This is a genomic window from Limnobacter sp. MED105, from assembly GCF_000170915.1.
Lineage (GTDB): Bacteria > Pseudomonadota > Gammaproteobacteria > Burkholderiales > Burkholderiaceae_B > Limnobacter.
Genome location: NZ_ABCT01000024.1, coordinates 16,499 through 29,403, shown reverse-complemented (window position 1 = coordinate 29,403; position 12,905 = coordinate 16,499). Strand labels below are relative to the sequence as shown.

Below are 12,905 nucleotides of genomic sequence, written 5' to 3'. Positions count from 1 at the left end.
CGCTTGCATGGCATGCAAGAGGTCAGCGGTTCGATCCCGCTTACCTCCACCAAAGCACACGGTTTTAGGTCCCCATCGTCTAGAGGCCTAGGACACCGCCCTTTCACGGCGGTAACACCGGTTCGAATCCGGTTGGGGATGCCAAATTTGGCAGAAAACGCTTCTTACCCACAGGGTAAGAAGCGTTTTTTTATTTACGGTTGCGAGGTGACCATGGGTCCGAACTTGAACAAAGCAGTTTTTTTCTCGCTGGCCGTAATTGCCTTGCCATTTATTCAAGGTTGCGCAGTTGCAAGCGCCACAGTGGGCGCTGCCATTTCAATCACTGGCGCTGTCGTGTCAACGGGTATTAAGGTCACAGGCGCGGTTGTTGAAGCTGGAATTGATGCGGTCAGCGATGACGATGAGGAACTCGACGAGTAATTCTGCGAATGAGTCGACAAAAACGCTGACCCTCCAAGCGTCCTGTAACTGTTCTTCATTGCCCCCCAGTTCCCTATCGTTTACCCCAACAACTGGGGTAGATCCGAACTTATTCACTGCACTTTGGTCTGGTTGAGGGTACTTTCATACGTGATAACCTTTCTCGTCGCATTTGCAGTGGAGCCTCTGGCTTGATTAAACGTCTGGTTTATTTTCTCGTTCTCGTGCTCCTGATAGGAGCCGCTTACTCGGTCTCTCAAACATTGCTTGGCAATCAGTCGACCAATGCGCCCAATCAGGGCAGCAAAGGCGCCGCACCCAAGGTGTTGGTCGAGGTGGTGAAGCTTGAGTCAACCGCAAGTACGTTTGGTGCAATTGCAACCGGCTGGGCTGACAAATCTGCTGAAGTGTTTGCAATCGTTGACGAAAAGGTTACTCAGGTTTTGTTCAAGCCACAGCAGAAAGTCAACAAGGGTGACCTGCTGGTTCAACAAGACGATCGAGAAGAACAGCTCGCGCTTCGGCTTGCTGAAGTACAACTGAAGAACACCAAAAGTTTACTAGACAGATACAAACAAGCGGTAGGCAAGGGTGCTGTACCACAAACCCAGGTCGATTCGGCCCAAGCCGATTATGAGGCTGCCCAAGTGGCTGTTGATCAGGCAAAGCTTGCCATTTCCAATCATCAAGTTCGAGCTCCTTTTTCGGGTGTTGTCGGAATTACCGACATTGATCCTGGTCAGCGTATCGGTCCGGGCTTATTAATTACGGGAGTTGATTCCCGCGAAATCATCTACGTCGATTTTGATGTGCCGGAGGCATTGGTCGGACAATTGAACGCCAACAATCTGGATCAGATTGAGGTAATTGCCAGCACACCCTCAGTACCGGGACAGGAATTCAAAGCACGCGTGGTCGCTTTGGACAGTCGCCTGGATGCGGAAAAAAGGTCACTGCGGGTTCGGGCAAATATCCGCAATCCTGACGATGTGCTAAGGCCCGGCATGTCGTTTTCAGTGCAAATGGCAGTGAAAGGTCAAATGCTGGCCTCAGTACCCGAAATTGCTTTGCAATGGGATCGGGAAGGCTCTTATGTCTGGATGATACGTGACGGAAAAGCGGATCGTGAAAACGTGCGTGTGGCGGACCGCCGGCAAGGTCGAGTGTTTCTTGATGGCAATATCAAGGAGGGTGAAATTGTGGTGGTCGAGGGCGGTTTGCGGCTTGCAGAAGGCGTAGTCGTCGAGCAAGTCGAGGACCCCTTGCAATGAGTCGCGCCACCGACGGGTTGACCGCACTGGGTCTGAAAAGACCCGTGTTGATTGTGGTGCTGAATTTGCTGATCATGCTGGCTGGTGTTGTCAGTATGTTTGGAGTCGAGGTGCGTGAGTTGCCCGACATTGACAGGCCTGTGGTGGTTGTTAGGGCGGTTTACCAAGGGGCTTCCCCCACCACAATGGATGCTGAAGTGACCTCCAAGGTTGAGGGCGCGGTGGCCCGGGTTTCTGGGGTGTTGCGAATTCAAAGTTCAAGTGAAGAAAACAATATGCGTGTACGCATGGAGTTTTCACCCGATGTTGATGTCAACGTGGCTGCGAATGATGTCCGGGAGGCTGTCAGCCGAATTACCAACCAATTGCCAGAAAACCTGGATCAACTTTTGGTGATCAAAGCCGACGACGACGCAAGGCCTGTGGTTCAGCTTGCCGTATACAGCAATACCCTGGCGATGCAAGACCTCGCCGAACGAGTTGAGCGCGATTTGGTGCCAGCTTTTGTTTCAATCGACGGTGTGGCTGATGTGCCATTGAATGGTAGCCAACCACGCGTGTTACGTGTGCTTCTGGACCCCGCAAACTGGCCCGCTATGGCATGGTGGCCACTGACGTGCTGGCCAGCCTTGAAACCATGAATCTTGATGTACCTGCAGGAAGCTATCTTTCCGGCAAGCAGGAACTATTGGTGCGTGCAAACGCCTCCACCATCGATACTGAAGCGATTAATTCCATATTGATCAAAAATGGCGTGCGGGTTCGCGATGTGGCGGAGGTCTACTATGGCCCCATGTCAGCTGAATCGTATTCTTTGCTGAACGGCAGGGCCGTGGTGGGTATGGGCGTGTTACGCCAGGCGGGTGGCAATACCATCGCCATTGCCAGCGATGTCAAAAAACGCATGACAGAAATCAATGCGCAGTCCAAAGACCTCCAAGTTATTATGATTTCCGACGACTCGGTATTTATCAAAGGTGCCTTGCAAGAAGTATTGATGTCATTGGTGTTTGCAGTGGTGGTGGTGCTTGTCGTGATTGCCTTGTTTTTGGGGCAGTGGAAGGCAGTGCTAATTCCTGCGGTAACCATGCCGGTGTCACTGGTCGGCACTCTGGCCGCAATTTGGTTGGCCGGCTTCTCGGTCAACATGCTGACCTTGCTTGCCTTGGTATTGGCCACAGGTTTGATTGTCGACGACGCCATTGTGGTGCTTGAAAACATTCAGCGTCGCAAAAAGCTGGGTGAAAGTATCACAGTGGCTTCCGTGTTGGGTACGCAACAGGTTTTCTTTGCCGTAATCGCCACCACTGCCTCTCTGGTGGCGGTGTTTTTGCCCATCGCTTTCTTGCCGGGTGAAACAGGGCGCCTGTTCAGGGAGTTCGGCATGGTTCTGTCCATGTCCGTAATTATCAGTACTTTTGTTGCCTTGAGCTTGTGCCCCATGCTGGCTGCAAAACTGTTGAAGGACGATGCACCTGCTACGGGTCAAACTGCTCGATTCATGGGCTCACTACAACATTTTGGTGATCGAATTGCGAACGCTTATTTTCGTACTCTGGATGGGTTTCTGAAGCATCGTTTGGTGTTTCTGTTTGTGTTTTTGGGTATTGCCCTTGCTGGTGGCCTCACATTTACCTTGTTGAATCAAGAACTGGTACCCCCCGAAGACAGGGGGCGTTTGGTGGTGGATTTCACAGGCCCGGACGGTGCTTCACTCGAATACAGTGGCAGACAAGGGCAGATCGCAGAGAACATCATGAGGCCCTATCAAGCGCAAGGGTTGATCACCGATATGTTCACCATCGTGGGGCGGTACGACAAGAACCGAGTTGCCATACAAGCCAATTTGGCAGACTGGGGGGAGCGTGACACCACTCAACAGGAACTTGCAGCCAAGTTGAGCAAGGAACTTTCAAGTATTCCCGGCGCGCAAGTGCGCTTTCAAAATGAAAGCAGCTTGAACATTCGAGGAGGGGGTGGCGGTTTGCAAATTGCCTTGTTGGGCGATGATTACGATGTACTGGCCAACAATGCTGATTTACTGGCTGATGCCTTGATCAAGCAAATTGATGTTGTTCAAGATGTGCGTGTTCAATATGACACCTCCCAGCCTGAACTTGGCTTTGAAATCGATCGCGAGAAGGCCAGTGATTTGCAGGTGCCGGTGAGCCGGGTCACTCAAACTTTGCAGATCATGGCTGATGAATACCAATTGCTTGATTTGAGTGTTGGAGACCAAGCGGTTCCCGTCATGCTTGGTTCAAGCAATGGTAGCTTGAATTCACCGTTTGACTTGTTGAACATTTACACAAGCAGTGACACCGGGCAGCTTGTACCTTTGGCCTCGATGATCAAGGTGCAAGAACGTGGTGTGGCCGCAGAACTTGACCGCCATGCGCAGCGCAGGGCAGTCGAACTGAACATTGGTATACCGCCGGGTACCGACCTGGGCACCACCATGCAGCAAATACGTGCGGTTGCAGACGGTACTTTGCCTTCTTCGGCCACTTTGATCTTTTTGGGCGAAGCCGCCACCCTCGAAGAAACCTCCAATGAAATGCTGATCACCTTCGCAGTCGCACTGATTGTGGTGTTCTTGGTGTTGGCCGCTCAATTTGAAAGTGTTGGTAGTGCTTTGGTGGTGATGTTTACTGTGCCGTTTGGGTTAGCAGCAGCAGTGTTTGCTCTTTTAATTACCAACCAGTCGCTGAATTTATTCAGTCAAATTGGTTTGGTGTTGTTGATTGGCCTGATGACCAAAAATGCGATTCTGCTGGTTGAACTGATGGATCAACTGCGTGATGAAGGGCACAGCATCGAATCTGCGATTCGGGAGGGCGCACGGATGCGACTTCGTCCAATTGCGATGACTGTGCTCTCTACCTTGTTGGGGGTTCTTCCATTGGTGCTGACTTCAGGGCCCGGTGCAGAGGCACGCGAGGCGATTGCCTGGGTTGTTTTGGGCGGCTTGGGATTGTCCACGTTGTTTACCTTGTACCTAGCACCCATGGGCTACAGTTTTATTGCGCCATTCATGCGGCCGAGGGCGCATGCAGCAGAGTTGTTGGACAAAGAAATTGAAGACTACGAGGCAAATGCGAAAAAGGTGGAGGTCAAAGCATGAGGCTCGCCACCCAGATAATCGGTGTTGTTTTACCTTTCGTATTTTTATCCGCCTGCGCGGTTACTACGCCAAAGCTTCCCTCGACTGAAACGAAACCGCCTGAACAATTTGTTGCTCAAGATATTCTTCAGAATCTGAGCAGTGTGAAAGACGCTGGAGTGGCGGGAGTACGTTGGTGGGAGGGGTTTAATGATCCAGTTCTGAATGAATTGGTAAGCACAAGCATACAAAACAATTTTCAAATTGCTGCCGCTGCTGCGCGGGTGAAAGAGGCCCGTGCGCTTCTTGAGCTGAGTGAGGCTGGGGACTCTTTATTGGTTGAACTGGATGCTGAAGTCAGTGGCCAAAAATCAGATCGAGACAACAATACTTCCAGCAGTACTGGCAGTAACAATGCGCGGGATGAGCGCAGCGCCTTGTTGGGTTTGGGGTTTACTTTGCCCATTGATTTGGCTGGCCGGGTGGAGAATGAAGTTCGTGCGGCGGCTGCCAATTTAATGGCAGAGCAGGCCGGTTTGCGGGCGCAAATTATTGAAACCAGTACGGCGGTTGCCCAAGAATATTTGAGTTTGCGTGGTAATCAAAAACAATTGGCAATGCTCAGAGAATCCGTTGAATTGCAAGAAAAAACGCTTGCGATTGTTCAGGCTCGATTTGAAAGTGGTTTGTCGCCCGAGCTGGACGTTCGACGGGCAGAAACATCCGTGGAGAACCTGCGAGCGAGTATTGCTCCCTTGCAGCAGGCTTTACAAGATTCTCGTCACCGTTTGGCCACTTTAAGCGGTCAATTTCCCGGGGCTTACGAGCAATTGCTCAAGCCCGAAGGCGATTTACCGGAGTATGGTCTGGGCATTCCGGTGAGCGTGCCTTTTCAGGTGATTCAAGCACGCCCGGATGTTCAATTGGTGCAGGCCCGATTTGCCCAAGCCGCCGCTGATGTAGGCGTGGCGCAAGCTGATTTTTACCCCAGTATTGAATTAATGGCCAACATACAAATTGGCAGCACTGCGATCAATTCAAATCCGGCTACCAGCATTTTAATAGGGTCCCTCGCGGCCTTGTTAAACCAGGTTGTGTACGACGGTGGGACACGAGATGCTCGATTGAACGCAGCCGTGGCTCGTGCTGAGGGTGCCTTGGCTGAGTATGAGCAGGTACTGAGGGTAGTTACCCAAGAGGTTGAAAATTCACTGACTGCAATTGAGTCTTCGTCTTCACGGCAAACCGCGCTGGGCAAAGCTGTTGTCTCGAGTAAACGGAGTTTTGAGCAGGCGGATGCCCTTTATCAACTTGGCTTGGTGAGCTTTCTGGATGTAGTCGATGCGCAGCGTGTTTACGCAAATGCTGAACAGGCTTTGGCCACGGAACAAACCAATTATGCAACTTTGATTGCTGGTTTGTTCCGTGCGCTGGGAGTGCAGTCGTAATTAAAACCGCTCGGTGAAACCAATACCAAAAAAGTGAGTGTCCAGTTGCACGTTGCCCTGAAAGTCGCCACCTCGCACTTCGGCTGGTGTTATTCCGGTGTTGTTGCCAACTGGCGCGGGATCTGTGTCCAGTTTTTGGTATGCAAAGTGAATGCTGGTGTCACGGCTTAAATCGAACTGGCCACCAAATGCGAAATACTGCCGATCGCTGTCCGGCAAAATCGTGATTCGGGTGGCATCATCAATAACGCTGTTTTCAATTGCATAGCCCGCCCGCAAGGTCAGCCTTTTGTACAACTTGTAATTCAAGCCAACCCTGTAAGACTCTGCCGCGACAAAATTTTGTGGAATGTTTTCAAGGGTTCTACCATTGCTTTCGCGCACGAAGTTCAAGGTGGTCACCGAGAAATCCTGGCGCGTGTAGGTGGCCATCAAATCCAGTTTGGGTGTGGCATGGTGAAACACGGAGAGTCGCAACTCATCGGGCAGAGAAATTTCCTGTTTGATGATTTGCTCTGGTGCCAAATCCCCGGCGGCTTGAGGACCATTCACACCTAAAGCGCCAAATGCAAGATTATTGATCAGGCTGTCGCTATTCAGGAAAGCGCGAAACGCAGCTTGTTCTGGCGAATCGTCGAGCTTGAATTTGCCACGGTTACCCGTGAATTCGGTTTTTGGTCGATATGAAATACCCACTCGAGTGTTTTCTGTAGGCTCCCACAGGCCACCCAGCTGTGCATTGAAAGCCCACCCAAACATGCGCAAACCCGCATTGCTTTCACCGGGAATGGGTGGTGCACCAATCAGTGCGCCAGCAGGGCCCTCAAGAAGTGCTGCAGAACCAGGGGCCAAGGCTTCCACAGCTTCACGGTAATTCAGTTTCAACTTGATAGACTGAAAGTAACGCTCATACGATCCGTTCAAGCCCCAGGACAAAGTAGGGCTTAATTTGTAACCAAAACCCAGATTTAAACGTGTCACTTTGAAATCGATGTCACGACCCTGATTGCGTCCCGGAAAGTTTTCATCGTAGTGAATCACCAAGCCATGAGAGGCGGATGCACCAAAACCCATCACCAGTTTCTCGTTGATTGGAATGGCAATAAACAGATTGGGGGCAAGCGCTGCTGCATCGTAGCCGTCTTTACGACTAAACACTTGGCCGTTTTGGCCTTGTGGTGCGCCAGAGTCTGCACCATCATTGTTTTGTGTTGATGTGTAATCCGTGCCGATTGCAATAACAGCCGCGCCTTGAGTCAATTCAGCACGTTTAAAGCGTGTAAGGGCGGCTGGGTTGGCAAACAAAACCGATGCATCACCCGCTTCGGCGGCCTGTCCTGCCGATGCATTTCCCATTGCACTGATGCTCGTGGCGTCAAATGCCGTACCACCTGCATGGGCCAAGTTGCAATAGGCCAAACTCAGCAGTGTTGCAGTGGCTACACGGGTCAATGGGAAAAGGGAATCCGTCCTTCGAGCAGAAGAATGCATTGGTATTGTCTCCGGTATTGTGGTCAGTGCACTTGCGAGTTGTAGTAGCTCGAAGTAGTGACTTTTATGTAGTCATTTCAGTGTATCACCAAAGCTAAAAAATGTTACTTTCAAGTATTGAAGTAGATTGGTCACTCTAAAAATGGGCTTGGGGCTTGATTCTTCACCTCAAACGTGTACCCACCCACAATGGGGTTAGTCCAATCATGCAATGCAGTAAAACTCAAGGTGATCGTTAATTGAAGTAAGTAATATTCTGTATGGAAGGGGAGTGTCATGACGCGTATTGGCTCAAAACAGCTGGCATTGATGGCACTTGTTATGTCAACAGGATGTTTTTATCTCGGGGCCTCAAGTGCCGCGGAACCGCTTGCATTGAAAGCCAGCGGAATGCTTGCCAAACGTGAAATCGTACCTTCTACCAATCAAGACACAAAAAAATCATTAACGAGCCTGTTGGGCAAAGTCAATTTGTTCAAAGGTGTACTGGTAGATGAGGGCACGGTTGTTCAAAACAAGCGAAGCGAATCCAAAGCAGGTTTAGTCGTTTCCGAAACACAAGCAGATTCCTCAATCAAGGCGATTTACGGCGGTCTGCAGGTTTCACTTCAGGAAAATTTAAGTCTTGTTTACACCCCTGGCCGCTTGTCCAGCGCAACGCTGAACAGCGAAAGTCAAGGTTTGTATTTACTCACCAATCGCGGTGGTTTGGCCAATTGGTTCTTTGGCGTGGAGTCCAGCACGTATTCAACTGCAGCTGACTCACGCCGTGTTTCGAATTCAGCACAGTTTGGCGTTATCGTCAGCTTGAATTGAACCGGTGGGATGAGAAGTCTTGATCTCTAGACGCTCTGAATACGATTATTGAACAGTCTCGCCGTGCCGACCCGAACCTTCCTTGAATGCGGTTGCGCCTTCAACAGTTTCACCCGATGTGAGAGTGTTTAACCCAAACTCAAACTCCTCCTCAAGTGCTTCACGTTCACCAAATCCCCATTGAGTCAGCACGCTTTGCCGGTCATTGCGCATGCAGGTTTGTGGGTGTTTGCACAATAGACCGGCCAGCTCGATTGCACCCTCCAGGGCTGTGCGTTCTTTTTCCAGCCGGTTGGCCAAACCCCATGAAAAGGCTTCCACAGCGTCGACAGGGCGACCAGTCAAGATCATATCCATTGCCCGGCTTTGACCAATCAGGCGTGGCAAACGCACTGTTCCGCCATCGATCAATGGCACACCAAAGCGTCTACAAAATACACCGAACACTGCTGTGTTGTCGGTCACGCGCAGATCGCACCAAGCGGCCAACTCCAGTCCACCCGCCACGCAGTAGCCAGACACCGCAGCAATCACTGGTTTGCTCAGTTCCATTCGACTGATTCCCATGGGGCCGGCGCCATGTCTTTCCATACGGTTCACGCGACTGGGGTCACCTGACGCAACAGCTTTCAGATCAGCGCCTGCGCAAAAATTGCCCCCTTCCCCTGTGAGGATCGCAACACGTGCTGTCGCATCGGTTTCAAACGATTGAAATGCTTTTTCAAGCTGATCGGCGGTGTATCGATCAACACAGTTGCGAGCTTCGGGCCGATTGATGGAAATCTTCCAGATCTCGCCTTGCTGTAAGATCTCGATGTTGACGGGTTCTTCTGTTTTGCTGTCCATCATGCGCCCTTTGTTAGATTTTGAATTGAACACAGCCACCAGCATACCGCGAGTTAAGTCGCTGCGGCTGCCTGCGCGTTTGGTGAGCACTCGAACCGGACTTTATTTTGAATGGGGCATGAAAGCCCGCGCAAAACTGGCTGAGTCTTGTCTTGTCGTGTTGTCGGATGAAGCAGCATGGAATTTGAAAGCGGATTTGATGCGCTCATTGTGGCAGGCCCCACCAAGCATTCAGGTTCCTGATAGTTTGGTTGGTACTCAGCTTGACTTTCCGCTTGAAGCCGCCAGCCTGAACGACATTCAGCGGGCGTGGACCAGCGCAATTCGCCGACGCTACGGTGCCGGTGTGTTTAAGCTTGCTTTGCGAATTGTCCCCAAACACACCACCTTGCTTGATTTAAGCCAGGTGGCTGCATTTAAATCCGTGCTTCAGGACAGGCTGGACGAGAATCATTCTTTGGCACCATTGTTGGCTCAAGACCGCGGCATGTGGAGTAATTTGCCCAACTGGCAGCTGGTCAAAAACCGTATGCTGGCTCAAGGTATAAATCAGCAAACATGGCGGTGGTTAACACGTCAAAAAACGGCCTATATCGCCCGAATCAACTGGGGGCAACTAAATCACTTGAGCTGGGCAAACTTTCACGCTGCACTGGATCGAAAAATCCCGATTTCCTGGGTAGACAAGCAAACGGCAGCCTTGCTGGGTTTTGGTGGTCTGAGTACGTGGCTCAGGCGCAATCACGAGAATTTGAACACGGTTGCAGCGTTGAATATTCTGAGGGGAACCCGGCTAGCGCTGGAGCGCCGTGAGAGCAATTTGAAGCTTGAACATCGAAGGGAACTTGAATTGGAGGAGTTCCCGTTGATTGCAGACTGGTTGCTTGGCAGTGCAGCCAGCGCAACCAAACGCCCGGTGATTATTTCTAGAAACTGGACCTATGACACCCTAATGGCCCGCCAGGCACATTGGCATTTGATTGAACTTGACTTGGACCTGGGGCGTCAGAACGTATTTTGGCCCGAAATTCTGGGCATGGGCAGTTTGGGTGAAAACATTGAGTTTATTGAATTGAACTCGTTGAATGCTTTGCTAAGCGAGGCCAAAAAAATGCACCATTGCGTGCCTTCTTACATCGACCGTTGCATGGCGGGCGACATTTGTATTTTTCACTTGCAGATCAAGGGACACACCCCACAACGTGGCACGCTTGAATTGCGACGGGTGGGCGCCAACGCTTGGCAAATCAGTCAGTTGAAAGGGCCATGCAATGCGCCGGTTTCAAGTCAGTTATGGAGCGCTGCTCACCTGTTGTTAAGTCGTGCGAATTAAGCTGGAGTCTTGTTTGAATTCAAGCGGCCTGATTGTGCTGACCTGCGTAGGCTTCTTCAGCTTCACGCAACGCTTTCCTGGCTTTTGCAGAAAACTCGGCAATCGAAATGTCGTGAGCCTGAAAAATGATCATCCGTGCATACAACTCGGCCAGACAAGCAGCCTGGGGACAGAGTGTCATGGTGTCTCGGGATGACGGGTATTTTGAGCGCCAATAATTGATTGCGCGCTCAAGTTCAATAATGGAAATTTGCTGTTGCGCTTGCGCTGGCATATTTACACCTGCTTGGTTATTCCTGAACTCAAGTATAAACCAAAAAGCTGTTTTTATATACAGTAAAAAGTCAGAGTACGCGCTTTAAGAAATTGGCAATTTCCACCACCTCTTCACCGCAAACCGAATGGGCCATTGGATAAGTGTGCCACTGAATTTCAACACCCTTGTCTTGCAGCAACTTGACCGCTTTTTCACCGCGCTCCATGAGAACGATGTTGTCTTGCTCGCCGTGCGCGGCCAGCACTGGAACGCCCAGATTAATCGGGTTTAACTCAGCATCCAGCGCGTTTTCACAAGGCAGGTAAGTGGACAAGGCAATTAACCCTGCAAGTTTGTGCCGTGTGCGCAAGCCAAGCTGGTAAGTAATTGCGCCACCTTGTGAGAAACCGGCCAGTACGATTTGCTCAGGCTTGAAACCCAATGCAATCTGGTCGTCGATCAATTGCTCAATGGCTGCCTGACTTTGCCGTATTCCACCTTCATCTTCCTGGCGTTGCAAATCGACATTCTTAATATCGTACCAAGCGCGCATGACATAACCGCCATTGATGCTGACCGGGATTTTTGGCGCATGGGGAAATACAAAGCGGGTGTTGGGCAAACCCATTTGCTCAAGCTCTTTGACAATCGGCACAAAGTCGTAACCATCTGCACCCAAACCATGAAGCCAGATCACACAGCCAGAGGGTTGGGGACCCGTTTCAACGATGACGCATTCGATTTTTTCGCTCATTGTGTACTTCCTTCAGCGGGTTTTCGCAGTGCAGACTTCGGGCGAAACGCCTTGATCACAGCTTCATTTGTTTCCATGTAAGGGCCACCGATCAAGTCGATGCAATAGGGCACAGCGGCAAAAATACCTTTCACAAGGCTATTGCCTTCCTTGTCTTTCAAACCTTCCAGGGTTTCAGCGATGGCTTTAGGCTGGCCTGGCAAGTTCAGAATCAGGCTTTCACCTCGAATTACAGCCACTTGTCGCGACAATATCGCCGTGGGTACAAAATGCAGGCTGATTTGCCGCATTTGCTCGCCAAAGCCAGGCATTTCCTTGTGAGCTATGGCCAGTGTCGCCTCAGGTGTCACATCGCGTTTGGCTGGGCCGGTGCCACCTGTGGTGCAAATCAAATTGCATTGGTGCTCGTCAGCCAGTTTTTTCAAGGCGTTTTCAATTTCGGTCTGTTCGTCGGGAATCAAAATCTCGACAAACTCAATCGGGTTCTGCAATGCGTTTTGTAGCCAGGTTTTAAGGCTAGGAATGCCTTGATCCTGATAAACACCAGCAGATGCACGGTCACTGACCGACACCAAGCCAATTTTTACAGCGTCAAAAGTCATGCTTCATCTTCCTCGGCTTTTTCTTCGATCAAACGATAAATGATCTGAAACAACTGTCGAAAATTTCGTGGGGCTTTTTTTGCCGCGCGCTCTTGTACGGCTTGCCGAATAATCGGGTTCAGGTTCTCGCGCGCGGCGGCCGGATAACTTTCAATGAACGTAGCCAGCAGGCTCGGCTCTTCAATCAAGCGATCACGCCATTGCTCGGCCGCATGCAAGTGCAGCACTTTCAATTTTTGCTCTACGGTTTCGCCGTTCACCCAGGCTTGAACTTCCTCATGTTCTTCATCACGCATCAGTTTGCCAATGAACTGCATTTGGCGTTTTTTTGCGCCAAATGATTTGCATTTGTGAAATTCAGCGATTTCGAGAAGCAGGCGTTCTCCGATCGGTGCCCGTTTGACTTTGTCGTAGGGCATTTCGCACAAGGTTTTGCCCAAATCTTGCAGGGCCAGCATGTCTCGCTTCACCGAGGACTTGCTGGGGCGATCATATTCTTCAAACTCGCCCTGTTTTTCGTTTTCTGGTTCCATGGGCTGTATATTAGCCATTTTTGGCAGCA

11 protein-coding genes, 1 tRNA gene and 1 pseudogene are annotated in these 12,905 nt (G+C 50.7%); 7 read left to right on the top strand and 6 right to left on the bottom strand.

Annotation, left to right across the window (positions count from 1 at the left end; translation table 11 throughout):
• The first annotated feature begins 68 nt into the window (after positions 1–68).
• The 5 genes and pseudogenes from LMED105_RS14950 (at position 69) to LMED105_RS14930 (ending at position 6,245) form a co-directional block, all read left to right on the top strand.
• Positions 69–144, top strand: a tRNA-Glu gene (locus LMED105_RS14950).
• A 3-nt stretch (positions 145–147) separates the two neighbouring features.
• Positions 148–423 (top strand): hypothetical protein, encoded by a 276-nt coding sequence (locus LMED105_RS16725; RefSeq protein WP_156799729.1) that lies wholly within the window; start codon positions 148–150, stop codon positions 421–423.
• Between the two features lie 191 nt (positions 424–614).
• On the top strand, positions 615–1,694 hold the full coding sequence (locus tag LMED105_RS14940) for an efflux RND transporter periplasmic adaptor subunit (RefSeq protein ID WP_198006872.1): 1,080 nt from the start codon (positions 615–617) through the stop codon (positions 1,692–1,694).
• Positions 1,691–4,818 (top strand): annotated as a pseudogene (locus tag LMED105_RS14935) (efflux RND transporter permease subunit). The gene LMED105_RS14940 and the pseudogene LMED105_RS14935 overlap by 4 nt, the downstream one beginning before the upstream one ends.
• Positions 4,815–6,245 (top strand): efflux transporter outer membrane subunit, encoded by a 1,431-nt coding sequence (locus LMED105_RS14930; protein WP_008252892.1) that lies wholly within the window; start codon positions 4,815–4,817, stop codon positions 6,243–6,245. Before LMED105_RS14935 ends, LMED105_RS14930 begins: the two are co-directional and overlap by 4 nt.
• Here the strand turns inward: LMED105_RS14930 and LMED105_RS14925 are convergent, their stop codons facing one another.
• Positions 6,246–7,736, bottom strand: coding sequence for an OmpP1/FadL family transporter (locus LMED105_RS14925; RefSeq protein WP_156799728.1), 1,491 nt, complete (start codon positions 7,734–7,736; stop codon positions 6,246–6,248).
• A 390-nt stretch (positions 7,737–8,126) separates the two neighbouring features.
• Between LMED105_RS14925 and LMED105_RS14920 the strand changes: the two genes are divergently transcribed.
• The gene (locus tag LMED105_RS14920) at positions 8,127–8,552 is read left to right on the top strand and encodes a hypothetical protein (RefSeq protein WP_156799727.1); all 426 of its coding nucleotides are present in this window, start codon (positions 8,127–8,129) and stop codon (positions 8,550–8,552) included.
• 45 nt (positions 8,553–8,597) lie between these two features.
• On the opposite strand, the gene LMED105_RS14915 is transcribed toward LMED105_RS14920, so the two are convergent.
• Entirely contained in the window at positions 8,598–9,401 is an 804-nt protein-coding gene (locus LMED105_RS14915) for a crotonase/enoyl-CoA hydratase family protein (RefSeq protein ID WP_008252887.1), read from the bottom strand.
• Here LMED105_RS14915 and LMED105_RS14910 point away from each other — a divergent pair.
• Positions 9,400–10,731 carry a PcfJ domain-containing protein gene (locus tag LMED105_RS14910; protein ID WP_008252886.1) on the top strand — a complete coding sequence of 444 codons (1,332 nt, stop codon included), beginning with the start codon at positions 9,400–9,402 and terminating at the stop codon, positions 10,729–10,731. The two genes, LMED105_RS14915 and LMED105_RS14910, sit on opposite strands and share 2 nt — an antisense overlap.
• Positions 10,732–10,750: 19 nt before the next feature.
• On the opposite strand, the gene LMED105_RS14905 is transcribed toward LMED105_RS14910, so the two are convergent.
• The 4 genes from LMED105_RS14905 to yjgA all read right to left on the bottom strand — a co-directional run bounded on the left by LMED105_RS14905 (position 10,751) and on the right by yjgA (position 12,894).
• Entirely contained in the window at positions 10,751–11,005 is a 255-nt protein-coding gene (locus tag LMED105_RS14905; protein WP_008252885.1) for a DUF3717 domain-containing protein, read from the bottom strand.
• A 70-nt stretch (positions 11,006–11,075) separates the two neighbouring features.
• Positions 11,076–11,741, bottom strand: coding sequence for an alpha/beta hydrolase (locus tag LMED105_RS14900; protein WP_008252884.1), 666 nt, complete (start codon positions 11,739–11,741; stop codon positions 11,076–11,078).
• On the bottom strand, positions 11,738–12,343 hold the full coding sequence (gene mog, locus LMED105_RS14895; RefSeq protein WP_008252883.1) for a molybdopterin adenylyltransferase: 606 nt from the start codon (positions 12,341–12,343) through the stop codon (positions 11,738–11,740). Before mog ends, LMED105_RS14900 begins: the two co-directional genes overlap by 4 nt.
• A complete protein-coding gene (gene yjgA, locus LMED105_RS14890; RefSeq protein ID WP_198006871.1) occupies positions 12,340–12,894 on the bottom strand; it encodes a ribosome biogenesis factor YjgA in 555 nt (184 codons plus the stop codon). The genes mog and yjgA overlap by 4 nt, the downstream gene beginning before the upstream one ends.
• Positions 12,895–12,905: the final 11 nt, after the last annotated feature.

What these genes read in the sequence shown, in the direction of transcription:
- LMED105_RS14910 (WP_008252886.1), top strand. Translation starts at nt 9,400, where the DNA reads ATGCGCCCTTTGTTAGATTTTGAATTGAACACAGCCACCAGCATACCG.
- LMED105_RS14920 (WP_156799727.1), top strand. Translation starts at nt 8,127, where the DNA reads ATGCTTGCCAAACGTGAAATCGTACCTTCTACCAATCAAGACACAAAA.
- LMED105_RS14925 (WP_156799728.1), bottom strand. Translation starts at nt 7,736, where the DNA reads ATGCATTCTTCTGCTCGAAGGACGGATTCCCTTTTCCCATTGACCCGT.
- LMED105_RS14905 (WP_008252885.1), bottom strand. Translation starts at nt 11,005, where the DNA reads ATGCCAGCGCAAGCGCAACAGCAAATTTCCATTATTGAACTTGAGCGC.
- LMED105_RS14900 (WP_008252884.1), bottom strand. Translation starts at nt 11,741, where the DNA reads ATGAGCGAAAAAATCGAATGCGTCATCGTTGAAACGGGTCCCCAACCC.
- yjgA (WP_198006871.1), bottom strand. Translation starts at nt 12,894, where the DNA reads ATGGCTAATATACAGCCCATGGAACCAGAAAACGAAAAACAGGGCGAG.
- LMED105_RS14930 (WP_008252892.1), top strand. Translation starts at nt 4,815, where the DNA reads ATGAGGCTCGCCACCCAGATAATCGGTGTTGTTTTACCTTTCGTATTT.
- mog (WP_008252883.1), bottom strand. Translation starts at nt 12,343, where the DNA reads ATGACTTTTGACGCTGTAAAAATTGGCTTGGTGTCGGTCAGTGACCGT.
- LMED105_RS14915 (WP_008252887.1), bottom strand. Translation starts at nt 9,401, where the DNA reads ATGATGGACAGCAAAACAGAAGAACCCGTCAACATCGAGATCTTACAG.